The organism is Ruegeria sp. CH5 (genome assembly GCF_056537025.1).
The window spans coordinates 450,027-476,475 of the sequence record NZ_JBQFQT010000001.1 but is presented as its reverse complement, the minus strand read 5'-3'; the positions used below and the strand labels follow the sequence as shown (position 1 = coordinate 476,475).

The 26,449-nt window shown below is 60.4% G+C and carries 27 protein-coding genes; 5 read left to right on the top strand and 22 right to left on the bottom strand.

Annotation, left to right across the window (positions count from 1 at the left end; genetic code table 11):
- Nucleotides 1–98: 98 nt before the first annotated feature.
- From recG to sciP, 4 genes are all read right to left on the bottom strand, one after another.
- Nucleotides 99–2,189, bottom strand: a complete 2,091-nt coding sequence (gene recG / locus ACR0JC_RS02295; protein WP_170339246.1) for an ATP-dependent DNA helicase RecG — start codon at nucleotides 2,187–2,189, stop codon at nucleotides 99–101.
- Nucleotides 2,186–4,312, bottom strand: coding sequence for an NAD-dependent DNA ligase LigA (ligA, locus tag ACR0JC_RS02290; protein ID WP_170339248.1), 2,127 nt, complete (start codon nucleotides 4,310–4,312; stop codon nucleotides 2,186–2,188). Before ligA ends, recG begins: the two co-directional genes overlap by 4 nt.
- 122 nt (nucleotides 4,313–4,434) lie before the next feature.
- The gene (ctrA, locus tag ACR0JC_RS02285) at nucleotides 4,435–5,151 is read right to left on the bottom strand and encodes a response regulator transcription factor CtrA (protein WP_170339250.1); all 717 of its coding nucleotides are present in this window, start codon (nucleotides 5,149–5,151) and stop codon (nucleotides 4,435–4,437) included.
- 84 nt (nucleotides 5,152–5,235) lie between these two features.
- Nucleotides 5,236–5,529: a CtrA inhibitor SciP gene (gene sciP / locus ACR0JC_RS02280; protein ID WP_170338674.1), complete on the bottom strand. Its 294-nt coding sequence runs from the start codon at nucleotides 5,527–5,529 to the stop codon at nucleotides 5,236–5,238.
- A gap of 130 nt (nucleotides 5,530–5,659) precedes the next feature.
- On the opposite strand from sciP, the gene mnmA reads away from it, so the two are divergent.
- On the top strand, nucleotides 5,660–6,805 hold the full coding sequence (gene mnmA / locus ACR0JC_RS02275) for a tRNA 2-thiouridine(34) synthase MnmA (RefSeq protein ID WP_170339253.1): 1,146 nt from the start codon (nucleotides 5,660–5,662) through the stop codon (nucleotides 6,803–6,805).
- On the opposite strand, the gene ACR0JC_RS02270 is transcribed toward mnmA, so the two are convergent.
- The 18 genes from ACR0JC_RS02270 to ACR0JC_RS02185 all read right to left on the bottom strand — a co-directional run bounded on the left by ACR0JC_RS02270 (nucleotide 6,799) and on the right by ACR0JC_RS02185 (nucleotide 22,988).
- Nucleotides 6,799–7,383: a hypothetical protein gene (locus ACR0JC_RS02270; protein WP_174820234.1), complete on the bottom strand. Its 585-nt coding sequence runs from the start codon at nucleotides 7,381–7,383 to the stop codon at nucleotides 6,799–6,801. The genes mnmA and ACR0JC_RS02270 overlap by 7 nt on opposite strands.
- Entirely contained in the window at nucleotides 7,383–8,540 is a 1,158-nt protein-coding gene (lpxB, locus tag ACR0JC_RS02265; protein WP_170339256.1) for a lipid-A-disaccharide synthase, read from the bottom strand. The genes ACR0JC_RS02270 and lpxB overlap by 1 nt, the downstream gene beginning before the upstream one ends.
- Nucleotides 8,540–9,334 (bottom strand): LpxI family protein, encoded by a 795-nt coding sequence (locus ACR0JC_RS02260; protein WP_170339259.1) that lies wholly within the window; start codon nucleotides 9,332–9,334, stop codon nucleotides 8,540–8,542. Before ACR0JC_RS02260 ends, lpxB begins: the two co-directional genes overlap by 1 nt.
- Before the next feature lie 4 nt (nucleotides 9,335–9,338).
- Entirely contained in the window at nucleotides 9,339–10,124 is a 786-nt protein-coding gene (lpxA, locus tag ACR0JC_RS02255; RefSeq protein ID WP_170339261.1) for an acyl-ACP--UDP-N-acetylglucosamine O-acyltransferase, read from the bottom strand.
- Nucleotides 10,121–10,594, bottom strand: a complete 474-nt coding sequence (gene fabZ / locus ACR0JC_RS02250) for a 3-hydroxyacyl-ACP dehydratase FabZ (RefSeq protein WP_170339263.1) — start codon at nucleotides 10,592–10,594, stop codon at nucleotides 10,121–10,123. Before fabZ ends, lpxA begins: the two co-directional genes overlap by 4 nt.
- Before the next feature lie 72 nt (nucleotides 10,595–10,666).
- Nucleotides 10,667–11,170, bottom strand: a complete 504-nt coding sequence (locus ACR0JC_RS02245) for an OmpH/Skp family outer membrane protein (RefSeq protein ID WP_254430707.1) — start codon at nucleotides 11,168–11,170, stop codon at nucleotides 10,667–10,669.
- Nucleotides 11,171–11,256: 86 nt separating this feature from the next.
- On the bottom strand, nucleotides 11,257–13,617 hold the full coding sequence (bamA, locus tag ACR0JC_RS02240; protein ID WP_170339268.1) for an outer membrane protein assembly factor BamA: 2,361 nt from the start codon (nucleotides 13,615–13,617) through the stop codon (nucleotides 11,257–11,259).
- Between the two features lie 127 nt (nucleotides 13,618–13,744).
- Nucleotides 13,745–13,873 (bottom strand): hypothetical protein, encoded by a 129-nt coding sequence (locus tag ACR0JC_RS02235; protein WP_254920122.1) that lies wholly within the window; start codon nucleotides 13,871–13,873, stop codon nucleotides 13,745–13,747.
- A 103-nt stretch (nucleotides 13,874–13,976) separates the two neighbouring features.
- Nucleotides 13,977–15,329 (bottom strand): RIP metalloprotease RseP, encoded by a 1,353-nt coding sequence (rseP, locus tag ACR0JC_RS02230; protein WP_170340055.1) that lies wholly within the window; start codon nucleotides 15,327–15,329, stop codon nucleotides 13,977–13,979.
- Between the two features lie 4 nt (nucleotides 15,330–15,333).
- Nucleotides 15,334–16,506: a 1-deoxy-D-xylulose-5-phosphate reductoisomerase gene (gene dxr / locus ACR0JC_RS02225; RefSeq protein WP_170339270.1), complete on the bottom strand. Its 1,173-nt coding sequence runs from the start codon at nucleotides 16,504–16,506 to the stop codon at nucleotides 15,334–15,336.
- Complete coding sequence (locus tag ACR0JC_RS02220; RefSeq protein WP_170338692.1) at nucleotides 16,506–17,288, bottom strand: phosphatidate cytidylyltransferase; 783 nt, start codon at nucleotides 17,286–17,288, stop codon at nucleotides 16,506–16,508. The genes dxr and ACR0JC_RS02220 overlap by 1 nt, the downstream gene beginning before the upstream one ends.
- Nucleotides 17,285–18,016: a polyprenyl diphosphate synthase gene (uppS, locus tag ACR0JC_RS02215; RefSeq protein WP_170339273.1), complete on the bottom strand. Its 732-nt coding sequence runs from the start codon at nucleotides 18,014–18,016 to the stop codon at nucleotides 17,285–17,287. The genes ACR0JC_RS02220 and uppS overlap by 4 nt, the downstream gene beginning before the upstream one ends.
- 9 nt (nucleotides 18,017–18,025) lie before the next feature.
- Nucleotides 18,026–18,589 carry a ribosome recycling factor gene (gene frr, locus ACR0JC_RS02210; RefSeq protein WP_170339275.1) on the bottom strand — a complete coding sequence of 188 codons (564 nt, stop codon included), beginning with the start codon at nucleotides 18,587–18,589 and terminating at the stop codon, nucleotides 18,026–18,028.
- A gap of 183 nt (nucleotides 18,590–18,772) precedes the next feature.
- Nucleotides 18,773–19,768, bottom strand: a complete 996-nt coding sequence (gene acuI, locus ACR0JC_RS02205; RefSeq protein WP_170339277.1) for an acryloyl-CoA reductase — start codon at nucleotides 19,766–19,768, stop codon at nucleotides 18,773–18,775.
- A gap of 88 nt (nucleotides 19,769–19,856) precedes the next feature.
- Nucleotides 19,857–20,960, bottom strand: a complete 1,104-nt coding sequence (locus ACR0JC_RS02200; RefSeq protein ID WP_170339279.1) for a dimethylsulfoniopropionate demethylase — start codon at nucleotides 20,958–20,960, stop codon at nucleotides 19,857–19,859.
- Complete coding sequence (locus ACR0JC_RS02195; RefSeq protein WP_170339281.1) at nucleotides 20,961–21,488, bottom strand: DinB family protein; 528 nt, start codon at nucleotides 21,486–21,488, stop codon at nucleotides 20,961–20,963.
- The gene (locus tag ACR0JC_RS02190; RefSeq protein ID WP_093962001.1) at nucleotides 21,488–22,192 is read right to left on the bottom strand and encodes a DUF1326 domain-containing protein; all 705 of its coding nucleotides are present in this window, start codon (nucleotides 22,190–22,192) and stop codon (nucleotides 21,488–21,490) included. Before ACR0JC_RS02190 ends, ACR0JC_RS02195 begins: the two co-directional genes overlap by 1 nt.
- A 4-nt stretch (nucleotides 22,193–22,196) precedes the next feature.
- On the bottom strand, nucleotides 22,197–22,988 hold the full coding sequence (locus ACR0JC_RS02185) for a DUF2182 domain-containing protein (RefSeq protein ID WP_170339283.1): 792 nt from the start codon (nucleotides 22,986–22,988) through the stop codon (nucleotides 22,197–22,199).
- An 85-nt stretch (nucleotides 22,989–23,073) separates the two neighbouring features.
- On the opposite strand from ACR0JC_RS02185, the gene ACR0JC_RS02180 reads away from it, so the two are divergent.
- The 4 genes from ACR0JC_RS02180 to ACR0JC_RS02165 all read left to right on the top strand — a co-directional run bounded on the left by ACR0JC_RS02180 (nucleotide 23,074) and on the right by ACR0JC_RS02165 (nucleotide 26,424).
- Complete coding sequence (locus ACR0JC_RS02180; RefSeq protein ID WP_170339285.1) at nucleotides 23,074–23,805, top strand: FadR/GntR family transcriptional regulator; 732 nt, start codon at nucleotides 23,074–23,076, stop codon at nucleotides 23,803–23,805.
- 127 nt (nucleotides 23,806–23,932) lie between these two features.
- Complete coding sequence (locus tag ACR0JC_RS02175; protein WP_170339288.1) at nucleotides 23,933–25,333, top strand: selenium-binding protein SBP56-related protein; 1,401 nt, start codon at nucleotides 23,933–23,935, stop codon at nucleotides 25,331–25,333.
- Between the two features lie 13 nt (nucleotides 25,334–25,346).
- Nucleotides 25,347–25,997 (top strand): hypothetical protein, encoded by a 651-nt coding sequence (locus ACR0JC_RS02170; protein ID WP_170339290.1) that lies wholly within the window; start codon nucleotides 25,347–25,349, stop codon nucleotides 25,995–25,997.
- A 64-nt stretch (nucleotides 25,998–26,061) separates the two neighbouring features.
- Entirely contained in the window at nucleotides 26,062–26,424 is a 363-nt protein-coding gene (locus tag ACR0JC_RS02165; protein ID WP_170339292.1) for a DUF4345 family protein, read from the top strand.
- Nucleotides 26,425–26,449 lie beyond the last annotated feature (25 nt).

Below are 26,449 nucleotides of genomic sequence, written 5' to 3'. Positions count from 1 at the left end.
GTCGGGAATTAATCCTTTGTTGACCTTTTGTTCTCATATTTCCGGGGATCAGTAAAGAACTTTATGAGAACATTTGTGAACTTTTTGCGCGCAACCCGCTAACCCACTGAAATCAAACGGATGGCCTGATCCTGTTTCATCAACCAAAGAAGAACACGCGCGGCCTGACCTCGTTCCGAGGTCAATTTCGGGTCCGAAGCCAGCAGTGCACGCGCGTCAGATTGGGCAACAGCCATAAGTCCAGCCTGCCGTTCCGGGTCGGCAATCTGGAACCGGGGAAGACCAGATTGAGCGGTCCCGATCAAGTCACCTGCCCCGCGCATCTCGAGGTCCGTTTCGGCAATTCTGAATCCATCTTCGGTTTCTCGCAGAACTTCCAGCCGTCTTCGGCCTCCTTCGCTGAGCGGCGCTTGATACATCAACAGACAGGTTGACGCGTCATGCCCGCGTCCGACCCGGCCGCGTAACTGGTGCAACTGGGCCAGCCCGAAGATTTCCGCCCGCTCAATGACCATGATCGTGGCGTTGGGGACGTTGACCCCCACCTCAATGACCGTCGTTGCAACCAAAACCTTGGTCCGCCCGTCCTGAAAAGCGGCCATTGCCGCATCTTTCTCGGCCGGGGGCATCTGTCCGTGCACAAGACCGACGATTCCGTCACCCAACTGGGCCCGCAAGTGTTTGAACCGTTCCTCGGCTGCGGTCAGGTCGGAGACCTCGGATTCGTCGACCAGCGGACAAACCCAATAACATTGCTTGCCGTCGTCGATCGCGCGGCGCAGATGATCTACCACCTCCTCCATGCGCGAAGTGCTGACAATCGCAGTTTTGACCGGTTTGCGTCCCGGCGGTTTCTCATCCAGGACCGAGACGTCCATATCCCCATATTGTGCAAGCGCAAGGCTGCGTGGGATCGGTGTGGCCGTCATGACCAGAACATCGGCCCCCTGCCCCTTCTCAGAGAGTTCCATCCGCTGACGGACGCCGAACCTGTGCTGCTCGTCGACTATGGCCAGACGCAAGTCATGAAAGGCCACATCGTTCTGGAAAACCGCGTGAGTACCCACCAGAATTTGGATGTCACCCGCCTTGAGCGCGGCCAGCTTCGCCTTGCGCTCGGACCCCTTGTCCCGCCCCGTCAGGATTTCGAGAACAATGCCGGCGTCTTCGGCCAGGGGGCGAAGGCCCTCCAGATGCTGGCGCGCGAGGATCTCGGTCGGAGCCATCATGACACCCTGAGCACCGGCCTCTACCGCAACCAGAAGCGCCATGAACGCAACCAGTGTCTTGCCGGATCCGACGTCCCCCTGCAGCAGGCGGTTCATTCGGGTCGGAGCACCCATGTCCTCGGTTATCTCGCGTATGGCACGCAACTGCGCCCCAGTGGGTTTGTACGGAAGCGCATCCAGTACACGGGTCTGCAACGCCCCGGTCGCGACACTTACGGTTCCACGAGTTTTGCGTTCTCGCAGTCGGGCCAGAGCCAGAGTCAGTTGATGGGCGAACAGTTCGTCATAGGCCAGACGTTCGCGCGCGGGAGCAAACGCTGCCACGTCATCGGCACCTTGCGGTGTGTGAGCCGCCCGGACGGCATCGGCCCAGGTCGGCCAGTTCTGGCGGGAAACCAGTGCAGGATCCGCCCATTCCGCTAAAACTGGCAGGCGTGCCAGCGCGCTTTGCGCCGCCTTGTAGGCCGTCTTTTGGGTGACACCTTGGGTAAGGTGATAGACCGGTTCAAACTCGGGGATGCTGTTCGCCTGTTCGACCGGCAGAATGTGGTCCGGGTGAACCATTTGCGCTGTACCGTCAAACAGTTCGAGCTTGCCGGACACCACCCGTCTCGCCCCCTCAGGCAGGACCTTTTTCAGGTAGTCGGCCCGGGCGTGAAAGAAGACCAGCTGGAAATCGGTCTGACTGTCCTGCACGAAAATCCGATAGGCTCCGCCCCTGTTGTGCGGCGGGCGGTGGGCGCCGACGGTGACTTCCACCGTGAGTGTTTTGGGCAGATCGACGCCCCGGATCGTATCACGCCGCCGCCGGTCAACCACTGAATATGGCAATGCAAACAGCAGATCGCGTGGCGTTTCCAGCCCGGTCTGCGCCAGCAGGCGTGCGGTCTTGGGACCGATTCCCTCCAGCGTCTCGAGCCCTGCAAAAAGCGGGAACAGTTGCTCTGGACGGCCGCTCATGCGTCCCCGATCAACTGCAGCCAGCTGTCTTCATCCAAGGTTTCGATCCCCAGCTCTGCCGCCTTCTTGGCCTTGGAACCTGCGCCGGGGCCGGCCACCAGATAGTCCGTTTTTGCGCTGACTGAGCCAGCCACTTTGGCCCCCAAGGCTTCCGCGCGGGCCTTTGCTTCGGCCCGGGTCATTTTTTCGAGCGTACCCGTAAAGACAACCGTTTTTCCCGCGACTGGGCTGCCCGATGTATCCGGCCGTTTGGCCTCTTGTACGTTCAGTTGGGCGACCAGCGCATCGATGCTTTGGCGCTCTGCGTCCTGACCAAATGTCGAAACCAGGGTCCGGGCCATGACTTCACCGACGCCGTCGATATTCAGCAGTTCATCCCATTCGGGTCCGCTGAATTGGCTGGCAGCCGTGACAGCCTGCTCGAACGCGTCCCACGTGCCGTAGTGATTGGCGATCAGGTTCGAGGCGGCTTCACCAAGGTGTCGAATACCCAGCGCAAACAGAAGGCGGCCCAGCGGAATTGTCCGCTTTTCCTCGATCGCGGCAAAGAGTTTTGCGGCGCTCTGACTGCCCCAGCCTTTTCGGTTGGCCAGCTTGTTCAGATTTGCAGCGTCCCGCTTTTGCAATGTGAAAATGTCTGCCGGCGTACGGATCGGCAGGTCCGGGTCGTTGTAGAACATTTCGATCTGCTTGGCCCCCAACCCATCGATGTCAAACGCCTTGCGGGAAACGAAGTGCTTCAGTTTCTCGACCGCTTGCGCCGGGCAGATCACCCCTCCGGTACAGCGGCGCACCGAGTCGCCTTCCTCGCGGATCGCGTCGCTGCCGCATTCCGGACATTTCGTCGGAAACTCAAACGGGACAGCTTGTTCCGGCCTTTTGCTCAGGTCGACGTCGGCTATTTTTGGGATCACATCGCCGGCGCGGTACACCTGCACCCAATCGCCAACACGTATATCTTTGCCGTCGCGGATCTGTTCGCCTTTCGAATCCCGACCGGCGATGTAGTCTTCGTTGTGCAAGGTTGCATTGGACACGACCACACCGCCAACCGTCACCGGGTGCAGCCGCGCAACCGGGCTAAGCGCGCCGGTGCGGCCAACTTGAATGTCAATCGCCTCAAGCCGGGTCCAGGCGAGTTCGGCAGGAAATTTGTGAGCGATCGCCCATCTTGGTGTGGTCGAGCGAAACCCAAGACGGGCCTGCAACGACAAATCGTTCACTTTGTAGACGACGCCGTCGATGTCATAGCCAAGCGTAGAGCGCTGCTCTTCGATTGCGCGGTAGTGCTCCAGCATTTGCGCGGTCGAGCTGCAAACGGCAGTCAGGTCGTTGGTGGAAAAGCCAAAGGACTTCAATCGATCCAACGCAGATGACTGGGTGGTTCCCAACGGCTCGGACAGTTCGCCCCAGGCATAGGCGAAGAACCGCAGGGGCCTTGCGCGCGTAACTTCTGGGTCAAGCTGGCGTAGCGAACCGGCGGCCGCATTTCTCGGATTCGCAAACAACTTCGCGCCCGCCTCTGCCTGCTTGGCATTCAGCTTCTCGAAATCGTCATGAGACATATAGACTTCGCCGCGAACCTCCAGGATCCCGGGTGCGTCGGCGATCTGTTGAGGGATATCTGAAACGGTCAACGCATTGGCCGTGACGTTTTCGCCAACTTCCCCATCGCCCCGAGTTGCCGCCTGCACCAGTTCGCCATCCACGTAGCGCAGAGACAGCGACAAACCGTCGATCTTTGGTTCGGCGGTGAATTCGAGGGACGCCTCTTTGCTCAGCCCAAGATAGTTTCGAACGGACCGAACGAAGTCTGCTACATCCTCATCGTCAAATGCGTTTCCAAGCGACATCATGCGGACCGCATGGGTCACTTTGCCGAAACCGTCCACCGGCCGCGCACCAACCTGATCGCTGGGGCTGTCGGTGCGCTTTAGCTGCGGAAACCGCGACTCGATTTCGAGATTCCGTAGTTTCAGGGCATCGTATTCGGCATCCGATATCTCGGGCTCGTCCTGACCGTGATACAGGTCGTTGGCCCGCTGCAAGAGTTCCGCAAGACGTGCCAACTCCTCTCGAGCCTGGTCCTCGGTCAGATCTTCTACTGCAATCGAATTGCTCATGGCCTCGCCCTGTCACATCGTCTTGGACCCCAGTGATAGGGCGAGGTCATGGTCAGGTCCAGATGTGCTGAGCCGTGAGTGCGAGTGCCACCCCGGACCGCGGTGGCAGATGGGTCAGATTTTCAGGCGCCGACGGCCAAGCGAGTGTTTTCCACCGTGTCCGTCTGCGGATCGCGCAATACATATCCTCGGCCCCACACCGTTTCGATGTAGTTCTCGCCGCCCGTGGCATTGCTGAGCTTTTTGCGCAGCTTGCAGATGAAAACGTCGATGATCTTGAGTTCCGGCTCGTCCATGCCGCCGTAAAGGTGGTTCAGGAACATCTCCTTGGTCAGAGTCGTGCCCTTGCGCAGGCTCAGAAGCTCCAGCATCTGGTATTCCTTTCCGGTCAGATGCACCGCCTGATTGTCGACCTCGACCGTCTTGGCATCCAGATTGACCGCGATTCGTCCGGTTCGGATAATCGATTGCGAATGACCTTTGGATCGGCGGATGATCGCATGAATCCGCGCCACCAACTCCTCGCGGTGGAACGGTTTGGTCAGGTAGTCGTCGGCCCCGAAACCGAAGCCCTTGATCTTGCTTTCGGTGTCGTCGGCTCCGGACAGGATCAGGATCGGCGTTTCAACCCTTGCAATGCGCAACTGACGCAGGACTTCATGTCCGTTCATATCCGGCAGGTTCAGGTCAAGCAGGATCAGATCGTAGTCATACAGCTTGGCCAGATCTATGCCTTCTTCGCCCAGGTCCGTCGCATACACGTTCAGGTTGGCATGCGTCAGCATCAGCTCGATGCTTTTTGACGTGGTCGGATCATCCTCGACAAGAAGAATTCGCATTGCACTGCTCCAATTCAGGTCAACTATTCCAGTTCGGGTTAACCCTGATCACAAATGGTTAATCTGACGTTACCGTTGAATCATTTATTCGCTTTCGCCTTTAGGTTGTCTATATTTTTTTAGCGCCGTCACTTTCAAGGCCTCGATTCCGTGTTCGGCGACTGCAGACACCCATGTGTTGAACTCTTCGTCACTCAGGCCGTATCGTTTCTTGGCGTCCGACAAGGAGATCAATCCATAAAGCACGCCTCGAACGACAATGGCCTTTCTTGATGCGACCCAGCGTTTCGTATCCGCAGGCGGCAAATCCGCTCGGGACAAAACAGACCCATCCGGCAGGGTAACTGACCTTGGTCCCTCAACTTTGTGCAAATACATCTTTCGACCCTTTTTCTGGTGCCACAAAGCTGACGGCAGTCTACTTAATGCGCGGTGAAACCGCCCCTTGAGAGTGCGTAGAATTTTCCTATATTCTGCCGGTCTTTCTTAACCCGGACTGGAACAGCCCATGGCCCTCGACACCGAGACCCCTCTGAACTCGCTTGGCTTTGCCAAACCCCCGTCGGAAACGCGGGTGGTCGTCGCCATGTCGGGCGGTGTCGACAGCTCAGTCGTGGCGGCGTATCTGGCGGATCAGGGTTATGACGTTGTTGGCGTAACCCTGCAGTTGTATGACCACGGGGCGGCGCTGGCCAAGAAGGGTGCGTGCTGTGCCGGGATCGACATCCACGACGCCCGTCGCGTGGCCGAGGAGCGCGGTTTTCCACACTACGTTCTGGATTATGAAAACATCTTCAAAGACGCCGTGATCAACGAGTTCGCCGACAGCTATCTGGCCGGCGCGACTCCGGTGCCTTGCATCCGCTGCAACGAGCGCGTCAAGTTCAAGGACCTGTTGGAAACCGCCAAGGATCTCGAGGCCGACTGCATGGCGACCGGCCATTACATCCAGCGCAAAATGGGTCCCAATGGCCCCGAATTGCACTGCGCCGAGGATGCCAACCGCGACCAGTCCTATTTCCTGTTCTCAACCACGCCCGAGCAGTTGGAGTTCCTGCGCTTCCCGCTGGGGCATTTGCCGTCCAAGGACGCGACCCGCGAGATGGCCGCGCAATACGGGCTGAGCGTAGCCGATAAGCCCGACAGCCAGGACATCTGCTTCGTGCCCAACGGCAACTATGCCAGCGTGATCGAGAAACTGCGCCCCGGCGCGGCCGAACCGGGCGAGATCGTTCACGCCGACGGTCGCGTTCTGGGCCAGCACGACGGCGTAATCCACTACACGATCGGCCAGCGACGCGGTCTTGGCATCGGCGGGCTCAGTGAGCCGCTCTATGTCGTCAAGCTGGACGTGGATCGCAAACAGGTCGTCGTCGGCCCAAAGGAACTGCTGGCCACCCGCACCATTCCCGTGCGCGAGATCAACTGGCTGGGCGATGAGCCCTTCACCTCGCAGAAAGAATGGCATGTTTCGGTCAAGGTCCGCTCGACCCGCCCCCCGCGCGAGGCAATCATCCGCCCGCTGACCGACACCACCGCCGAGGTCGAATTGCTGACGCCCGAAGAAGGCGTCTCGCCCGGTCAGGCCTGCGTGTTCTATGAAACCGGTGGCAGCCGGATCTTTGGCGGCGGCTGGATCTGGCGCGGTTACTGAACCGCGTCGGTCCATGAATTGCTGAGGATATAAAGCCCGGCGCAGACCATGACATAAGGCACGAGGTACTCCAGCCGTTGCGCCAGGCGCCCCGTCATGATCTGGGCGCGCCCGCCGATCAGCCCCACGATCGCAAGGGAGAGCGCTGCTAGTCCTGCCCCAAGCACACCTGCCAGCCGGAAATCGGGGGTCGAGTCCGCCAGCAAGGGGGCGAGGACCGCAAACGTGTCCATCGAAAGGCTTGTGAACAACAACATTGTCACAAGCGCCGAGGCGCTGCCCGGCACTGCGGGCGCGTCCTGCGCATTTGTTCCGCGAAGCTGTCGAGCGGCCCCGAAAAGCCCCAAGGCCAGAGGGATGGCGCCGAGGTAGCCCGCCCAGTGCGGCACAACATCTTCGACCCCCAGCGCCAGCAGGAAAGCCGCGCCGATCACCAGCCCCTGTGCCAGCAGAAACCCGAGAACCGCGCGTTGCGGGCCGGTGACGATCATCAGGGCGACCAGCGCCATGAGGTTGTCGAGATTGGTCAGCACCTGCGCCATGAAGGCCGAGGCCGCAAAGACCACATAGTCCAGCATCACGGCGTCATCCGCTCCAACACCGCGCGCGCGGCCCGAAGACCGGGCGCTTCGCCACCGCGGCCGAGACGCTCCATCGTGACGGCCATGGCCTGTTCCTGCGCGTCCGGCGCGGCCGACACGGAAGCAAGCGCGGCAGAAATGGCTTCAGGCGTGCAGTCATCCAGCAGGCATTCCGGCACTGTCCGGGTTTCGGACACCAGGTTGACCAGCGTGACCGTATCCAGCTTGACCATGCGCTCGGCGATCTTCTGGGTCAGCCAGGTCAGCTTGTAGGCAATCACCATCGGCGTGGACTGGGCCGCCAGCTCCAATGAGACCGTGCCGGACGCGGCCAGGGCGATCTCGGCGGCGGCAAAGGCCGCACGCTTGCTGGCAACCGCGTGATCCGTATCGATGTTGCGCGGGTCCACCACGACCGGCTGACCCGGCCAGGTTCGGACATGGGCGGCCACGGTTTCGGCAACATGCGCGACCGCCGGAACCACCACCCGCATGTCGGGGCGGTCTTTCAGATACAGGTCAAGCGCCGCGCCGAATACGGGTGCCAGCCGATCGACCTCGCCCCGGCGCGAGCCGGGCAAGGCCAGCACGATCGGCGCGTCGCCCAGCCCGTGATCGGCGCGGAACTGCGCGATCTGCGCGTCGGTTGCAACCGGCTCGTTGGCCACCGGATGGCCGACGAAATCGCACTCCATTCCGGCGTTTTCCATATAGGGCGGCTCGAACGGCAGCAGGGCCAGAACATGGTCGATGACCTTGGCCATCTTGTCGGCCCGTCCCGGCCGCCAGGCCCAGACGCTGGGCGCCACATAGTGCACCGTCCGTATATTGCTGCGCGTCTTGACCTGCTTGGCCACGCGCAGCGAAAAGTCGGGGCTGTCGATGGTGATCAGAACGTCCGGCTGGGTGTCCAGAACGGCCTGAGCGGTTTCGGCGATGCGGCGCTTGAGGTGAAAGAACTTGGGCAGAACCTCGACCAGGCCCATCACACTGAGCTCGGACATCGGGAAGCGGCTAACCAAACCCTGGGCCTGCATCAGCGGCCCGCCGACCCCGTCGAATTCGATCTCCGGAACAAGGGTCTTCAACCCCTCCATCAGCGCACCGCCCAGACGGTCGCCCGACGGTTCACCGGCGACCAGAAATACGCGCATCAGACGGCCCGCTCGTGCACATGCAGGAACAGGCCCAGGCGGTCGCATTCCGCGATCACTTGGGGCCGGTCCAGCACGATCACCCCACCCTTTTCGATGACGATGCCGGACAATCCGGCGGCAACGGCGCTGGATACGGTGTCGGGGCCGATGGCAGGTAGATCGGCACGTCGATCTTGGCCCGGCTTGGGGCCCTTGAACAGAATACCGCCGCCCGCATCCGGGCGCGCGGCCAGCGATTGCAGCATCCAGGCCGTACCGAAGGCTCCTTCGACTACCAGAACCTGGCCCTTGTGAACCACGCAGGCCTGTCCGATATCCGCAGCCCCCATGGCCCGCAGGACACCCACGGCTCGGTTTGCATCGCCCAGCTCCGCCTCGGTCGGCTGGGCCTGGGTCAGACACCCGAGCGGAGGCAACAGGTCCGGAGCAATCTCGTGCGCGGCCCGCACGCGCAGACCGGCGCCCTCCAAAATGCCGATCACCGCCCGCAAGGCTCCGTCGTCACCCGACACCAGCGCCTGCTGGATGATCGGAACCAAGGGCATGGTCTGCGCGTCAATCCGGGCGGGGTTTATGTCTGGCCTGCGGACCGCACCTGCGAGGCATACATCTGTGACGCCGCGCGCTTTGAGCTCGGCGACAAAACTGCCCAACTGCTCCAGCGGGAAGGTCACGTCTGGCGTCAGAGTGTCGGGCTGAAATCCCTCCATCGCGCAAACCAAGGGGCGTTCCGGCAGGTGCGCAACCAGTTCGTCCGGCAAAACCCCTGTTCCCGCGATCAGAGCCAGCATGATCCTATTTCCTTGGTGTCAGGAACGAACGATCGCTTTCGCCCGTCACGAATTCCACGATCTGACGCACATAGTCGCTGTCTGTGCTGTCGCCCAGACGCTTGGCGCGGTCCATAAAGGTGCCCTCGCCTTCGGACAGCTCGCGAAAGGCCGCACGCAGCGCCGAAATGTCCGCGCGGGAAACGCCGCGGCGTTTCAGGCCAACAAGGTTCAGCCCCTCCAATTCGCCGCGCGAGGCCTGAACCAGGCCGTAAGGGATGACATCGTTGGGCACCATGGTCAGCGCACCGATGATGGCGCCGCGGCCCACGCGCACCCATTGGTGCAATCCGGAAATGCCGCCGATGATCACGTCATCCTCGATAATGCAGTGGCCGGCGGCGCCGGAATGGTTCACCATGATCACCCGGTTGCCGATCTGCACGTCATGGGCCACATGGACCCCGGCCATCAGTAGGCAGTCATCGCCGATGCGAGTGACGCCGCCGCCACCCTCGGTGCCGGTATTGACCGTAACGTGTTCCCTGATGCGGTTTCGCTTGCCAATTTCCAGCCGCGTGTTTTCGCCCCCGAACTTGAGGTCCTGCGGGATTTCTCCAATCACCGAAAAGTTGAAGATGACGCAGTCGTCACCGATCGAGGTCTCCCCTGTGACAACCACATGCGACTTCAATTCGACGCGGTCGCCCAAACGCACCTGTGGCCCCACATGGCAGAACGGGCCGATTACGCAGTCCTGGCCGATCTGAGCGCCGTCTTCGATGATCGCGCTGGGATGAATTCGGCTCATGCTGTTTTTTCCATATCCCAATCGACATAGGCCGAGAACTCGGCCTCGGCCGCCACTTCACCGTCCACGGTCGCACGGCCGCTGAACTTGAAGATCTTGCCGCCCTTCTTGCCGCGCACGGTTTCGACATGCATTTTCAGCACGTCACCCGGCACCACTTTGCGGCGGAATTTGCACTTGTCGATATTCATGAAATAGATCAGCAGCTCGCTGTCGATGACATCCATGCCGACGCCCAGCATAACACCTGCGGTTTGCGCCATCGCTTCGACGATGGTCACGCCGGGCATTATCGGCGTTCCGGGGAAATGGCCCTGGAAATGTGGCTCGTTCATCGTGACGTTCTTGATACCAACCGCCGACTGATAGCCGTCAATCTCTTCCACCTTGTCAACCAGCAGGAACGGATAGCGATGCGGCAGGATCCGCTGGATCAGCTGAATGTCGGCGCTCTTGGTTTCCGTGGTCATTTTCAGGATGTCCTGTTCTCGAGGTCTCGTTCACGCGTGGTTAGCAATACCCGTACCCAAGGGCAAGCCACGCTATGGCTTGTCACCCTCTTCCAGCTGCGATCCGTCGCTGATGGCAGCGTCGATCCTGCGGATGGCGATGGCCGTAACATCCGAGGCGTCCGAGCTGAGAAATACGTTGGATCGTTCGATGATCAGCGACGCGCCTGTTTCACGCAGAAGGTCGATGAGCACAGGCTGGGCCAGCTCAAAGAACTGATTGCGCGCCTCGTCACTGCGGCGGGCCAGAGCATCCAGTTTCGCGCGTTGCCCCTCGCGGTGAGACTGGACCTTTCGGTCGAAGGCTTCTGCAAGCGGGCGGAACTCCTCGGGGCTCAGGACTTCGCGCTTTTTCGTCAGCTCTTTTTCCTCGCGGCTCAGCTCGGCAACGATGCGTTCATTTTCTGCGGCCAGCGCAGCACTTTCTGCTTCGATCTCATCAAAAATCCGGCGCCCGAATGCGGACTCGGTGAAGATCCGGTCGCTGGAGATGGTCAGCACGCCGGATTGCGGCACACCCAACTGCTGGGCGGCCATTGGGAGCGACACTACCAAGAAGATCAAAACACACAGGGCCCGTGAAGGGCCCTGTACAAACTTCGATATCGCTTTGAGCATGGACGTCAGAACCGTGCCTGAATGGTAAAGTCGAAGTTCTGCTCTTTGTCGAAGTCTTCCTTCTTCACGGCCTGCGAGAAGTTGAACCGCAGCGGACCGAACGGCGTATCCCATAGCAGCGAGACGCCGATAACCTGACGGATCGAGCCATCCGCGCCGACGATATTGGCACCTGTCGTATCAACATTGTTGATGTTGTACAGGTTGCCGATGTCATAGAAGACACCGCCGCGCAGCCCAAGTTCCTCGGGCAGACCCAACGGGAAGTCCGACTCAAACCGGGCGACCCAGTAATAGTTGCCGCCGATCGCATCATCCTGACCTTTCGACAGGTCACGAGGGCCGAGACCGGCCGGCTCGAAGCCACGGAACGTTGACGGCCCCAGAACATAACGGTCAATTGCCCGGCTGAAGTCGTCACCTTGCCAATGGAGCGCGCCGGCCTCAAATGACGCCCGCAGCGTCATCTCCTCGTTCAGAACCTTTGTCTGGGCAATCGCCCGGGTCGAGGTCTTGAAGTACTTGTTGTCTCCACCAAGGCCAGCCGCGTCCACGCCGACCTCGAACAGAACACCTGCATTCGGGTTCAGGCCGCCCAGTCGGCTGTCATAGACATAGGCCAACCCCAGCGAGCTTGTCGAACGCTTGCCTTGCGCGATTTCCGACGCGATGACTGCCCCGTTGACCTCGTCGTCCTGTTGCGACATTTCGGACTTGTTCCAGTTGTACCGCAGCCGCAACGAGGACAGTTCGCCAATTGCGTAACTGATCTGCGGATTGAAGAACACACTCTTGGTGTCATAGCTGGCAAAGCTGGAATTGGTTCTCGAAAGACCAAAGCCCAGATCGAAACGCAGTTTACGGCCCAACAGATACGGTTCGGCAAAGTTGATGACGTACTGCTCTGAGTCTTGCGCTGTCGACAGCGTTAGGCCAAATTCCTGTCCGCGCCCGAGGAAGTTCCGTTCCTCAAGCCGGATGGCGATCCCGAAACCGTCGGAAACCGAGTAGCTGCCGCCCAACGCCAATGAACCGGTCGGCTGTTCCTGGACATCCACGTCCACGATCACCTGGCTGGGGCTGGACCCTTCGCGGGTTTCCACATCCGCGACCGAGAAGAAACCCAAGGCCCGGATACGTTCGGCGCTCTGCCGGATTTCGCGCGGGTTGAAGGGGTCACCCTCGACCGTGTCGAACTGGCGCCGGATGACCCGGTCCAGAGTGGTCGTGTTACCCTCGATGTCGATCCGTTCGACAAAGATGCGCGGGCCTCTGGTCAGCACGAACTGAACATCCAGCGTCAGGTCACGGTCGTTGCGGGTCACGCGCGGCTCAACGCGCAGGAAGTCGACGCCCTGCTTCAGGCCAAGACGTTCCTGCCGAGCGATCGAATTCTCAATCAGAGTTGGCGAATACGTGACACCAGGTTTGATCTTGAGGGCCTTCTGATACTCGGCCGCATCAACGCCCGGGATTTCGCTGACCGTCGAGATGTTGCCGAACGAGAATTTCTGACCTTCGGTGATGTTCATCACCAAATAGAAGGCGTCGCGCTCACGCGTGAACTCGACATTGGCGCTGTTGATCCGAAAATCGACATAGCCGCGCGACAGGTAGAAATCACGCAGAACCTGTTTGTCGAATTCGATGCGGTCGGCAATGAACGTGTCACCGCGCAGGAAGGTGCGCAGGATGTTGGCTTGCTTGGATTCAAGGACACGGCGCAGACGACGGTCGGAATAGGCGCGGTTTCCAACAAAGCTGACGCGCTCGATCTCAATCGTGGTGCCTTCCGCCACTTCAAAAACCAGGTCCACCCGGTTGTCGCTGCGGCGGATGATCCGCGGAATGACAGTGGCCGATACGCGGCCTTGCGCCGAGTAGATTTCGGCGATCTTGTCAGCGTCGGACTCTGCGACCTGCGGCGTGAACACCCGGCGCGGCTGCGACGAGATTGCCTGGATCAACACGTCATCCTTTACGCGGCGATTGCCCTCGATGCTGATCTTGTTGATCGTCGGATACTCGGCGACCTCGATCACCAGAGTGTTCCCGCGCGGGGTCAATTCGACTGTCTCAAAAACACCACTGTCAAGCAAACGCTGGTAGGCGTCATTCAACTGGCCCGCAGTGACTGTCTGACCGGGTGTGATTCCTGTCCGGGCGATGATGGTGGACGTCTCAATGCGACGGTTGCCCTGAACATCGAACGACGAAATCGTGTAGGTCTGGGCCTGGGCGGCTTGCGGTACCGCCGTAAAACTCATTGCCGCAAAGAGGAAAAAAATCGTTAGTGCCCGCCACAAAATATTGTCGTGCGGTTGCGCAGTACCGCAGGATGTGCCCGCGCCTCTCCTGTAAGCCATTTTTGTCTCTACCTAGAATTTCGTACTTTAGAAGTTGAGTAGCCGCTCTGGTGGGCCTTGTCAAAAGCACAAACGAAAAACGCGACCGGATCGGTCGCGCTCGGGTCGTTCAGCTGGGTATGGGGAATCACATACCGGCCAGATATGCGGCGCCTGCCAGTGCCAAAGCGGTCAGCCCAAAGCTCAGCAACGCGTCCCAGTTCAATACAAACAGGAAGCTGAAGCCCCGATAGGAATTTCGCAATGCCTTGGTCATTGGTTACAGCCCGCTTGATTGCACGTCTCGGCAAAATTACACCAAACAAACTAGGTTTGAATTGAGGCAATTTTGCGACCGTAACGCGTCAATGCCGCCACAATCAGCAGAACAGGTCGTTGCTTACCGAGAAGATCATGAGGCTGAGAATTAACGTGATGCCCACCGCCATCAACAGTTGCAAAGCTCGATCGCTGGGCGGTTTCCCCGCGACTGCTTCATAGGCATAGAAAACAAGGTGGCCCCCGTCCAATGCCGGGATTGGGAACAGGTTCAGCAAGCCTACAGCAGTGGACAGAACCGCGATGAAGAAGATGAAGCTCTGCGCCCCTTGGCTCGCCATCGCGCCCGAGGTTTCCGCGATACCAATGGGTCCGGACATGTTGCAGGTGCTGATCGCACCGGTGACCATGTGCCATATGCCGGACAGCGACCCCTCGATGATGCGGCCGGTCTGGATGACACCGCCATGCAACGAGTCGACTAGACCCGCAGGTTCGGTCGCCGGGACCAGCATCATGCCGCCGACGATTCCAATCCGCCATTCGGTTTTGAAGCCGCCGTCCGCCTGTGGTTCATCCGTGCGACGCGGCGCCAGTGCAAATTCCAACTCGGCGCCGTCGCGCCAGACGTCCAGCAGAAGCACCTTTCCGTCCGAGCTTTCGACCTTTTCCTTGAGCTGTTCGAAGGCAAAAATCGGGTCGCCATCAACCGAGGTGATGACGTCGCCCGCCTGCAACTGGATATCCATCGCAGCACTGCGCGGGGCGACCTGCTGGATCAAGGGCGGGAACAGCCACGGAGCCGACACGTCGAGGGTCTGGCCGTCGCGGATGACAGTGTATTCGAGAACCGGCTGCACCGGCAGCGCTTCGGTAAACTCGGTCCAGGCCCCCTCCTGATCGAAATCAGGCGTGGGGATGCCAGCGATCGCAACGATTTCGTCCCCCTCCTGAAGCTCCTGCACGGTGCCCGGCAGAGGTTTCAGCGATCCGACCGTCAGTGGCTCGCGGGTCACGCCTTGCGACCAGAAGATCAAACCGAAGACAAGGATCGACAGAACGAAATTGAAGACCGGCCCGGCTGCAACCGTGGCAGTCCGCGCCCAAAGCGGTGCGCCATGCATCGTCCGACGCAATTCCTCGGGGCTTTGCGTGGTGATTTCGGCCATCGTCTCGGCGTCCTTGCCCGAGGCCGCATTGGCATCGCCCAGGAATTTCACGTAACCGCCAAAAGGCAGCAGAGCGATCTGCCATTTGGTGCCGCGTTTGTCCATTCGGCTCCAAAGCACCGGACCAAAACCCAACGAGAACACCTCGGCATGGATCCCCGACCAGCGGCCAACGATGTAATGCCCGTATTCATGCACCGCCACGATGACGGACAGCGCCACGACGAATGCGGCAATCGTATAGACCAGCCCACCAAATTGCGGGATCAGCGAGAGTATGTCCAAAATTCTATCCTGCTCTTCGTAGTACGGCGTCATCCACCCATTGACGTGCCAGATGGTCCGTTTTCAGGACGTTATCAAGGGTCAAAGGGGCATCAATAAGGCCGCCTGCATCGTCGAAACGGCCCAGAACGGCGGCCACGGCGTCGGTCATGTCCAGAAAGCCGATGCGTTGACCGATGAAATGATCCAACGCACGCTCCTTGGCGGCGTTGAAGATCGCGCCTGACAGGCCACCGCGCTGCATGACCTCGCGGGCCAGCCGCAGGGCCGGGTAACGCGCCGGGTCCGGATCACGAAAACGCAGCTGGCCCAACTTGGCCAGGTCCAGGCGCGGCACCGGCAGGTCGCGCCTTTCGGGCCAATGCAGCGCATAGCCGATCGCATGCCGCATATCAGGCGCTCCCAAATGCGCCATCACTGCGCCATCGCGAAATCCGACCAGAGCATGCACGATGGATTCGGGGTGAACCACAACCTCGATCCGGTTAGGGTGAATCCCGAAAAACTCTTTGGTCTCTATCACTTCCAACGCCTTGTTGAACATCGAGGCGCTGTCGATCGTTATCCGCTGGCCCATGTCCCAATTTGGGTGGCTCGAAGCTTGCTCGACCGTGGCGCCGGCCAGCTTTTCGACCGGCCAGTCGCGAAAGGCGCCGCCGCTGGCAGTGATGATGATGCGTTCGACCGCATCCATGTCTTCACCCACAAGCGCCTGAAAGACCGCGGAATGCTCGCTGTCTACAGGAAGCAGACGCGCGCCATGGCGTTCCGCGGTTTCCAGAACAAGCGGGCCGGCACACACAAGCGTTTCCTTGTTCGCCAAGGCCAGGGTCGCGCCCTGCTTCAAAGCCTCAAGCCCCGGCGCCAAACCGGCCGAGCCAACAATGGCGGACATGACCCAGTCCGCCGGGCGAGCAGCCGCTTCGATCAGCGCGGTTGAGCCGGCGGCGGCTTCGATCCCGGTGCCGGACAAAGCATCGCGCAGATCGTCCAGATTCTGGTCAAAGGCGGTTACCGCCACTTCAGCGCCTAGCCGGCGGGCGTCCTGCGCCAGTTGCCGGACATTCGCCCCGCCGGTGACGGCGACAACCTTGTAATCCTCCGGGGCCCGCGCAATCAGATCGATCGTATTCTGGCCGATCGATCCGGTCGCGCCGAATATCGAAACCTTTCGCATCAGATTTCCCCGGGCGAATAGACCAGTGACGCGATCAGAACCATCAGCGATGCACCCATCATGCCGTCAAATCGATCCAGAAAACCGCCGTGCCCCGGCACCAGGTTCGAGCTGTCCTTGACCCCAAACCGCCGCTTGACAGCGCTTTCCACGATATCACCGGCTTGGCTGGCCATCGAGGCCAGGACCGAAACCAAAACAAACCGGTAGCCAAACCCGGCATACGCGGCAACGGCTGCGCCCACCAGCGCGGCCGCCACCCAGCCGCCCGCCGTGCCCGACCAGGTTTTCTTGGGGCTGACGCGCGGCCAGAACTTCGGGCCTCCGAACGTCTTTCCCACGAAGTACCCAGCTACGTCCGTGGCAACGACGACCAGGATCAACCAGACCATCCAGCCAAACCCCATCGTCTCGCGGATCTGGATGAACCCGTAACCCGCACAGGCAATCCACATGGCAAACAGCACGTAGATCCCGCGCGAGTGCGAGACCTGCCCTGCCCCGACCAGTGCGGGTGCGATCAGAAAGGGCAGTTTGTAGAGCGGTGGCACATGATAGCTAAGCATGACGGCAACGCCGGTCAGGATTCCCAACTGAACCGCGACGCCCATCCGATCGGAATCGATCATGCGAACCAGTTCCCAGGTCATCAGACCGCACGCGGCGGCAACAAATGTCTCGAACCATAGTCCGCCTAGCCAAACCTCGACCGCTCCAATAGCGACCAGTACCAGGGCAGACAACACCCGGGTGGTGAGGTCGGACCATCGGCCGTCCGTCATGCCGGAACTGCTCCGAACCGGCGTTCGCGCGACCCGAAGCTCTTGCACAGCCGTTCCAGCTCGGCCGCGGTGAAGTCGGGCCAGAGCGTGTCGATGAATTCGTATTCCGAGTAAGCGGATTGCCAGAGAAGGAAATTCGATATCCGCGCCTCGCCGCTGGTGCGAATGACCAAATCGGGGTCAGGAAGGACGCGCGTGTCCAGATATCTGGGCAGCGTTTCCTCGTCGACATCTTCTGGCCGCAGGTTGCCTGCGGCAACGTCCCGCGCCAGCCGCTTAGTTGCCCGGGCCACTTCGTCCCGACCACCATAATTGAGAGCGACGGTCAGGTGGACAAGGTCATTGTTGGCCGTCTCGCGCTCCAACGTGTCCATCAACTCGATCAGTTTGGCATCCAGCCGCACCCTGTCGCCGATGAATCGGACACGGATACCGTTTTGGGCCAGTGTTCGGGTTTCCTTGATGATGTAGCGCTTGAACAGGCTCATCAAACCGGCAACCTCGACCTGGGTCCGTTTCCAGTTTTCCGTCGAGAAGGCAAAAATCGTCAGGTACTTGATCCCCAGCCCCGGGCAGGCTTCGACCACTTCGCGCACCCGACGGGCACCGGCGTGATGCCCGTACAGCCGTGGCCGGCCGCGCGCCTGGGCCCACCTACCGTTGCCATCCATGATGATGGCCACGTGACGCGGTCCACAGGGGGGCTCGTTTTGGGGATCAGCGGGCATGGCTTGCGCTCAAACCTGCATGATTTCGGCCTGCTTGGCCTCAAGGGCCGCATCTACGGCCTTGATCATCTGGTCGGTCAGTTCCTGAACCTCGGTTTCCCAGAACTTCTGATCGTCTTCCGACAGGCCGTCGGCCTTGGCTTTCTTGATCTGATCCATCCCATCGCGGCGCACGTTGCGAACGGCAACGCGGGCGTGTTCGGCGTATTGCCCGGCCACTTTGCCCAGCTCGCGGCGGCGCTCTTCGTTCAGCTCGGGGATCGGCAGCATGATGATCGTGCCATTCAGCTGCGGGTTGATGCCCAGCCCGCTTTCCCGGATCGCCTTTTCAACCTTGCCGACCAAAGCCTTGTCCCAAACATTCACGGTGACCATACGCGGCTCGGGAACGTTTACAGTGCCGACCTGGTTGATCGGTGTCATCGACCCATACGCATCCACCATAACCGGCTCGAGCATCGAAGCCGACGCACGTCCGGTGCGCAGCGACGCGAATTCGGTTCTGAGGTTGGCCATCGCGCCATCCATGCGGCGTTTCAGATCATCGGTGTCCAGTTCAAAATCGTCAGACATGCTGCTCACTCCCCGTCTTCAGGTGATGTTGGAATGGCTCTTACGCCATCGCACCTGGGATGTATAGCAATCATGATCAGGAAATGTGGCAATGACCAGAGTTGTTTCCGCGAAAAAACCGATCCCCCGGACAAAAAAGACCGGCCCTGTGGCGGGCCGGTCTGGCACAGAAAAAACCAAGCCTCAGGCGTTCAGGTCAACGACCACGCGCCCCTTGACCTGACCGTTGAGGATGTCGGCACCCAACTTCGGAAGATCATTCAGAGTGGCGGGTTGGATCATCGCTTCCAGCTTGTCCATCGGCAGATCCGAAGCCACCCGCTGCCAGGCCCGCAGTCGGTTGTCGAACGGCTGCATCACGCTGTCGATTCCCAACAGGTTGACGCCGCGCAGCAGGAACGGAATGACGGTCGCCGGCAGGCCCGCGCCACCGGCCAGACCGACCGCTGCCACCGAGGCGCCATACTTCATCTGGCCCAATACGCGCGCCAGCATTGCGCCCCCGACGGCATCAACGCAGCCAGCCCAGGTTTCGCTTTCCAGCGGACGTTTGGTGGTTTCGTTCAACTCGTCACGGGGCACGATCGACGTGGCGCCAAGCGCCTTCAGATAGCCTTCGGTTTCAGGCCGCCCGGTCACAGCCGCAACTTCATATCCCAGATTGGCCAGAATCGCAGTGGCAACCGAGCCGACGCCCCCGGCTGCACCGGTTACCAGAACCGGCCCGCGGTCAGGCGTCAAACCGTGATCTTCGAGCGCCATCACCGCCAGCATCGCGGTAAAACCAGCAGTTCCCACGGCCATGGCCCGGCGCGTGCTCAACCCCTCGGGCAGTGGGACGAGCCAGTCGGCCAGCGCGCTGGCCTTCTGGGCGTATCCGCCCCAATGCGCCTCACCCACGCGCCAACCGGTCAGCACGACCTTGTCGCCGGGTTTGTACCGGTCGTCCGAGGATTCTTCGACAGTTCCAGCATAGTCGATCCCGGGCACATGCGGATAATTTCGGACCAGACCGCCGCCCTTGGGCGACATGCACAAACCATCCTTGTAGTTGACGGTCGAGAACTCGACGGCCACACGTACTTCACCATGCGGCAAGTCATCTTCCGAGATTTGCTTGATCACCGGGCTGGCCAGTCCGCTTTCCTCGTCCTTTTCCATCACCAAAGCGTTGAACATATTCCAATTCCTTTCATTGACCGTGGCCCGAGCGATTTCTCATCTGGCCCAAATACTTCCCGGGCGCGTCCCGCGCGCCCTTCCCGGCTCAAATCCAGAACTTGTCCTGCACGATTGCAGTCCGCATTCCAGACGGCGTTTCGACTTCAACCTGCGTTCCCGGATCCCAATGGCTCAGCCGCAGCATACCGATCGACACGTTGGTTTGAAAATCCGGCGACCAGGTGGCCGAGGTCACCTGGCCCACACGCTTGCCGCCGCCATAGACCGGCCACGGCCGATCGCAGGGGGGCACCGCGTCGCCCTCGATCGCGATCGGACGGATTTGCTGAACCGGCCCCTCTTTGGCCACCCGCAACAGCGCATCCCGCCCGATGCAGCCAATGGCCGTATGCGTGTTGCAGAACTTGCCCAACCCGCATTCATGGGGCGTGTTGTCATCGGTCATGTCATTGCCGTAAGACAGCAACCCGCCCTCGATCCGCTCGATCAGGTTGGGGCAGCCCGCCCGAACCTGCAGGTCCTCTCCGGCGGCAAAAAGCGCATTCCACAAGGGCATGCCGACGTCGCCGCCTTCGACATAGATCTCGAACCCGCCCTGTTTGGAATAGCCCGACCGCGCAATCGCCAGATCACGCCCCTCGAACTGGAACATGTCGAACTTGAAGAAGCGGATATCACGCACCCGGTCGCCAAAGACCCGCGCCATCAGGTCATCCGAGTTGGGTCCCTGCACCGCCAAGGGCGACACGTCTGGTTCATCCACCAGAACATCCAGCCGATATCCGTTGGCCAAGCCTTTGACCCACAACAGCAAATCGCTGTCTGCGATCGAAATCCACCAGCGGTCATCCGCCAGTTTCACCGCCACGGGATCGTTCAGCATTCCCCCGGTTTCGTCCACGATCGGCACATAGTAGCACTGGCCCGGCAGCATGCCGCGCAGGTCGCGCGGGGTCAGCATCTGCATCAGCCGCACCGCATCGGGACCGCGCAGTTCGACCTGCCGCTCACAAGACACGTCCCAGACCTGAACATGGGTCTTGAGATGCCGATAGTCGGCCTCGACGCTTTCAAAAACCGTCGGCAGCAACATCCGGTTGTACACGGTATAGCCTTTGACACCGGCCGCCTCGACCCCGTCGGAGAACGGCGTGCGCCGCAGCCGGCGCGACAAAGAAATCTGTGGCACTTAGACCTCCTCGGGCAAGAAAACGAGATCACTGACCGGGGCCCCAGACCCGGCCTCGGTCAGCATTTTGTGGATTTGTCCCCGGTGATGCGTTTGATGATTGAAAAAATGCATCACACACACGGCGTAAGGTAATGTAATGTTTTCTTCTTTTGCGGCGGAATACCATGTGAACGGGCCCGAGATTGGCTCGTCGCCCAGAGTATCAACCCAAGCATCGATCCGGGCATCGATGGTCTCGCGCAGTGGAAGCCAGTGCGCCAGATCCGGGCACAGGTGGACGCTTTCGTGAATACCGCCGCCCTTGCGGTGCGGATTGCTTTCAGGCCCCGGACCTTTGTCGAACCGGGACATCCAGATCCAGTCGCCCCACAGCAGATGGTTGGCAGTCCCCAAGATCGACCCGAAAAACGCGCCGCGTTCCCGGGTCAACTCCTCGGGAGAAAGCTCTTGAAGAAAACCCGCCAACTGGCTGTTCTGCCAGCGGTTATAGCGGGCCATCTGCCGAGCATAGGCGCCGGTGATCATCACTTGGGTCCGTGCCAGTCGATCGGGCAGATTTCGGCAGATTTGCCGCCGAAATCCCAGACACGACCATAGTCGCGCACCTTCGACTTGGTGCCACGCGCCACGATGATGTCCGGACCCATCCAATACTTGGAATTGGACACCATGACCGGATGCTCTGGATCTTTGCCTGCCAGCATCTCGATCTCACCCTGGATCTTGCGGCCGATGACGATGCGGCGTTTGTTGCCGTCGCGCTCGATCTGCACCGGAGCACGCTCGGCCCCGATGATTTCACTCACCAGCATCGTGAACAGCCCAGTGGTGCCACCGGCCTGCCCGCTGAAAATCTGCAACAGGCCGTTGTACGCCTTGCCACTTGCGCGCTCATCCACGTACGCGGCGACCTTCCACTGGCCTTCGCCCATCCGGCCGGGAATATCTACCAGCAGACCAACGTTCAGACCCGACAGGTCCTCACCTTCATAGTGTCCCTCGTCGATGATCACACCCATCCACGCATGACAATGCCCTTCGGTCGGAGGGTGCGCCCCCAGCGAAACCACGCAGGGGCAGAACACGTCGCAGGAGCAGTTCAGGATAAGCTCACCCTTGATGGCCCAGTCCGTCGGGCTCATCTCGCGGCGCTTGGGATTGGGCATCCGGCTGTCAATTCGCTGACTGACCGGCAGCTTGTCGGCATCGGGTTTTCTGTTTTTTGCCATCGGCTTATCCTCCGTATGCAATTGGGTAGATCAGCAGCCCAAGGCCACCTGCAATCAAAGCGAAACCCAGCGGCCGTGTCAGAACATGACCGATCTGGGGCAATTTCTCCAACACCATGAACAGGGTCGCCAAACCCATCCACAGCAGGCTCATCACGCCTCCGACAAAGCCAAGCGCCATGAACCCCCAGCAGCAGCCGACACAAAAGGCGCCCAGCCCCAGCCCCATGCGCAGACCGCCAGAGAAGCCGGTGCGCCAGTGTCCAAGGAAATAGGTCATGGGTGCATGACACACCCCGTGGCACACCTCCTTGGCGCGCGTGAATTGAAAGGCACCGACGGCAATCAGAAGACCGGCAGCAAAGAGCGGAGACTTGGCAATGCCAAGCATGTCGATCACGCCCCCGAACAGCAAAGCCAGCTGAACACCTGTGATCAACGCGGCGAACCCGGCCCAGACTACGAAATAGCCCAACAGTACGCCGACCCACCCAAGCCTTGTTCCATTGGCGCTCTGGATCAAATCCTCATAGCTTCTCAGTGTTGGAACCAACGTCGGAAGCATCATCGCGGCCATCATGATCGCCCACATCACGAACAGCGGGCCGAACTCGGCCATCGGCATGTACATGTCCATGCGGGGATCCATCGCACGCATCGCCTCGGCCATTGGCCCGGGTCGGCCAATCCAATCGACGCCCATGTCGCGGCTCATGGTGTACATCACCCACCAGGCCGACAGGATCAGGACGAAAAATCCCAGCCACAAACCGCTGCGTAGAAGTGCCCGACTCATGTTCCCTCCCGACTCGGTGCTTGCTTTTCAAATGTCAGACTTTTAAATGTCAGACAAATAAATTTTTCACGGCGGCCTGCAGAAGATGAAAATCGATCCCCAGAAAAGCACCGACCTGTCCGCACAGATCGCCCAGGCCATCCGTGATGCCATCGTATCAGGAGAGCTGATCGTGGACGAGCGCCTGCCCTCGGAATCCGAGCTTGCGGACCAGTTCCAGGTGTCGCGCCCCACCGTGCGCGAGGCGCTGAAACGGCTGGCGGCGCAATCGCTGATCCGTACCCAGCGCGGCGCGACGGGGGGTGCCTTCGTCAACCGGCTGAGTTTCCAGGACGCCTATTCTCAGCAGATCACGACTTCGACGCTGTTGCTGTCGATGAACGAGGTCAGCTTCGACACCGCTTGCGAGGCCCGCTATGCGTTGGAACGTGCCTGCGCGCGCCTGTCGGCCCAGCGGCGCACCGCCGATCAATTGGCCACCATGCGCGCGGAAATCTTCCGTCAGGCGCAGCCCGGTCTGACGGATGAGGCCTTCTGCGCCTCGGACGTGGCTTTTCACCGGGCACTGGTCGATGGCGCGGGCAACCCTGTCCTGTCCTATCAACTGGCCGGAGCCGTCGAGGCGATGCAGCCCCTGATGAACATGATCACCTTCACCGCCCGCTCGCGCGAGGAGATCATCCGCCTGCACAGCAAGATCGCCGACGCGCTGGAGGCGCAGGACGCCGAGACCGTCGACGCCGCGCTGGTCGAACTGGAAACCTACACCCGCCGCCTGGCCCATGATGTGGCCGAACGTCGGCGGAAACCGGCCTGAAGACACTCTGAATTCTTCTTGACGCATCACATCAACGGAAAGGACACTCGAGCAGGCAGACCATCATCCGGCGGGAAGACCGGCACTCTCAATAAAATTGATTTTCAATGACTTACGGGAGGACGTTATGAACAAAAGACCGGATCCAACATTCTATCCATCCGCCAAGATGGCCATGGAGGCCCCGCCCGAAACCTTGGCCTTCACGCTGATGCTCAGCCCCGATTTTTCGCAGCCCGATGGCTTGGCGGTAGTGAATGTCGACCCAACTTCGGGCGATTACGGAAAGATCGTTCACAAGGTGATGATGCCCAACAAGGGCGACGAGTTTCACCATTTCGGATGGAACGCCTGCTCCTCGGCCCTGTCTCCGCTGACCGGCCACGCTTTTCTTGAGCGCCGGTACCTGATCATCCCCGGTATCCGTTCCAGCCGGATCTACGTGATTGACGTGAAAGAGCCGCTGAAGGCCAAAATCCACAAGATCATCGAGCCCGAAGAAGTCTTTGCAAAGACGGGGTATTCCCGCCCCCACACGATCCATTGCGGACCCGAAGGTATCTATGTCAGCACCTTGGGCGGTGGCGGACCGGATGGCACCGATGGACCTCCGGGCATCTTCATCATGGATTGCGAGACCTTCGACATCATCGGGCGTTACGAGATCGAGCGCGGCGTGCAGGACAAGCACTATGATTTCTGGTGGAACCTGCCGCGGGACTACATGGTCAGTTCCGAATGGGGTCTGCCCCCGCAATTCGAAAACGGGATCGTAGCCGAAGATCTTCTGTCGAACAAATATGGCCACCGGATCCATTTCTGGAACCTGCGCGACCGCACCAACATCCAGACCATCGACTTGGGCGAGAACCACCAGATGGCGCTGGAAATCCGGCCGGCGCATGACCCGGTCAAGCAATACGGGTTCTGCGGCGTGGTGGTCGACACCACCAACCTTCAGGGTGCGATCTTTACCTGGTGGCGCAACAAGGATGGCAGTTTCGAGGCCAAAAAGACCATCATGATCGACCCGCAACCCGCTGATCCGGATGATCTTCCCGATCTGCTCAAAGGGTTCTCGGCGGTGCCTCCTCTGGTCACCGACATCGACCTGAGTCTGGACGACAAATACCTGTACGTCGCGTGTTGGGGCACCGGTGAAATGCACCAATACGATGTTTCGGACCCGATGAAGCCCAAGCTGGCCGGCAAGGTCGAGATCGGCGGAATCGTCAAGAAAACCAAGCATCCCAACGGCAAGGACTTTGGTTATGGCCCGCAGATGGTCGAGATCAGCCGTGACGGCAAACGCGTCTACTGGACCAATTCGCTTTATTCCACGTGGGATGACCAATTCTATCCCGGCGATCGCGGCGCTGCGATGGTCAAGGCGGATGTGGGCGAAAAAGGCGGCCTGACACTGGACAAGGATTTCTGGGTGGATTTCCCGAAAGGGTATCGCAGCCACCAGATCCGGCTTGAGGGAGGAGACTGCTCCACCGACAGTTTCTGCTACCCTTCGGTCTGAATTGGACGCCTTGATGACATCGACGGCCGGCCTCTGGCTGGCCGTTGTTCTGAGCGGCGCTTATCACGGGTTGAACCCCGGTATGGGCTGGCCGTTGGCCGTGTCGGCCGCATTGATGGAGCAACGCCAATCCGCCCTCTGGCGCGCGTTGGCAGCGCTGGCGGGCGGGCATTTCGTGGCGATGCTGGGTGTGTTGCTGCCCTTTGCGCTGATGACCATCCTTGTAGACTATCAGCGCGAAATCCGGATCGGAGCGGCCCTGATCGTGATCGCTATGGGCCTCTACATCGCGATCACCCGGCGCCACCCACGGTTTCTGGCGCGCGTACCGCCCAGTCGGTTGGCGCTGTGGTCGTTTCTGGTGGCGTTGGCGCATGGTGCGGCGCTGATGCTGGTCCCGATCTATCTGGGCCTGTGCGGGCTGGACGAGCTGGATACCGGCCACAGAGCCGTGTCAGAGATCATGGGCACCAATGGCCTGCTGGTTCTGGCTGTGGCCGCGGTCCATACGGGCGCTATGATGCTGGGCGGCGGTGCGCTGGCCTTCGCGGTCTATCGCTGGCTGGGCCTGCAGTTTCTGTCTCGCAGCTGGTTCAACCTGGAAATGGTCTGGGCGCTCAGCCTGATCCTTGTGGGGGTGCTCGGCCTCTGGGCCGCAATCTGAGGTCTTCCCCCTGCCCCGAAACAGATTAGGTTCGACGGGCAGGCATTTGAAAAGCGAGGCCCCCATGACCGGAACACTCAACATCATCGCAGCCCTTCTGACCATCGGCTTTGGCCTGTTCGGCTTTCTGGCTCCGGCCTGGACGGCGGCCTCGCTGGACCTTGCGCCCACCAACAGCACGATGGGCCTCAGCGAGATGCGGGCCTCGGTCGGCGGGCTGTTTGTCGTGACCGGCATAGCTGTATTGTGGCTGAACCACCCGATGGCCTACGCGATGTTGGGCGTGGTCTATGGCGGCGCGGCGCTGGGTCGGTTCGTGTCCGTACTGCTGGACAATCCACCGTTGGCCAAAGCGTTGACCTTCGGCGGAATCGAGCTGGTGCTGGCGATCTGGCTGATCGCAGCCAACCTCTTCAAGCCCGCGTGAAAGGTTGGAAAAATCGCCATGATCC

Coding starts and splice junctions, on each gene's coding strand:
- ACR0JC_RS02170 (WP_170339290.1), top strand. CDS start 25,347: ATGACATCGACGGCCGGCCTCTGGCTGGCCGTTGTTCTGAGCGGCGCT.
- ACR0JC_RS02165 (WP_170339292.1), top strand. CDS start 26,062: ATGACCGGAACACTCAACATCATCGCAGCCCTTCTGACCATCGGCTTT.
- frr (WP_170339275.1), bottom strand. CDS start 18,589: ATGTCTGACGATTTTGAACTGGACACCGATGATCTGAAACGCCGCATG.
- ACR0JC_RS02245 (WP_254430707.1), bottom strand. CDS start 11,170: ATGGCCGCCCAGCAGTTGGGTGTGCCGCAATCCGGCGTGCTGACCATC.
- ctrA (WP_170339250.1), bottom strand. CDS start 5,151: ATGCGAATTCTTCTTGTCGAGGATGATCCGACCACGTCAAAAAGCATC.
- bamA (WP_170339268.1), bottom strand. CDS start 13,617: ATGGCTTACAGGAGAGGCGCGGGCACATCCTGCGGTACTGCGCAACCG.
- ACR0JC_RS02175 (WP_170339288.1), top strand. CDS start 23,933: ATGAACAAAAGACCGGATCCAACATTCTATCCATCCGCCAAGATGGCC.
- ACR0JC_RS02185 (WP_170339283.1), bottom strand. CDS start 22,988: ATGAGTCGGGCACTTCTACGCAGCGGTTTGTGGCTGGGATTTTTCGTC.
- ACR0JC_RS02220 (WP_170338692.1), bottom strand. CDS start 17,288: ATGACGGACGGCCGATGGTCCGACCTCACCACCCGGGTGTTGTCTGCC.
- lpxA (WP_170339261.1), bottom strand. CDS start 10,124: ATGAGCCGAATTCATCCCAGCGCGATCATCGAAGACGGCGCTCAGATC.
- ACR0JC_RS02195 (WP_170339281.1), bottom strand. CDS start 21,488: ATGATCACCGGCGCCTATGCTCGGCAGATGGCCCGCTATAACCGCTGG.
- fabZ (WP_170339263.1), bottom strand. CDS start 10,594: ATGACCACGGAAACCAAGAGCGCCGACATTCAGCTGATCCAGCGGATC.
- recG (WP_170339246.1), bottom strand. CDS start 2,189: ATGAGCGGCCGTCCAGAGCAACTGTTCCCGCTTTTTGCAGGGCTCGAG.
- mnmA (WP_170339253.1), top strand. CDS start 5,660: ATGGCCCTCGACACCGAGACCCCTCTGAACTCGCTTGGCTTTGCCAAA.
- ACR0JC_RS02190 (WP_093962001.1), bottom strand. CDS start 22,192: ATGGCAAAAAACAGAAAACCCGATGCCGACAAGCTGCCGGTCAGTCAG.
- ACR0JC_RS02270 (WP_174820234.1), bottom strand. CDS start 7,383: ATGCTGGACTATGTGGTCTTTGCGGCCTCGGCCTTCATGGCGCAGGTG.
- ligA (WP_170339248.1), bottom strand. CDS start 4,312: ATGAGCAATTCGATTGCAGTAGAAGATCTGACCGAGGACCAGGCTCGA.
- ACR0JC_RS02180 (WP_170339285.1), top strand. CDS start 23,074: ATGAAAATCGATCCCCAGAAAAGCACCGACCTGTCCGCACAGATCGCC.
- ACR0JC_RS02235 (WP_254920122.1), bottom strand. CDS start 13,873: ATGACCAAGGCATTGCGAAATTCCTATCGGGGCTTCAGCTTCCTGTTT.
- ACR0JC_RS02260 (WP_170339259.1), bottom strand. CDS start 9,334: ATGCTGGCTCTGATCGCGGGAACAGGGGTTTTGCCGGACGAACTGGTT.
- lpxB (WP_170339256.1), bottom strand. CDS start 8,540: ATGCGCGTATTTCTGGTCGCCGGTGAACCGTCGGGCGACCGTCTGGGC.
- acuI (WP_170339277.1), bottom strand. CDS start 19,768: ATGTTCAACGCTTTGGTGATGGAAAAGGACGAGGAAAGCGGACTGGCC.
- uppS (WP_170339273.1), bottom strand. CDS start 18,016: ATGCCCGCTGATCCCCAAAACGAGCCCCCCTGTGGACCGCGTCACGTG.
- dxr (WP_170339270.1), bottom strand. CDS start 16,506: ATGCGAAAGGTTTCGATATTCGGCGCGACCGGATCGATCGGCCAGAAT.
- sciP (WP_170338674.1), bottom strand. CDS start 5,529: ATGTATTTGCACAAAGTTGAGGGACCAAGGTCAGTTACCCTGCCGGAT.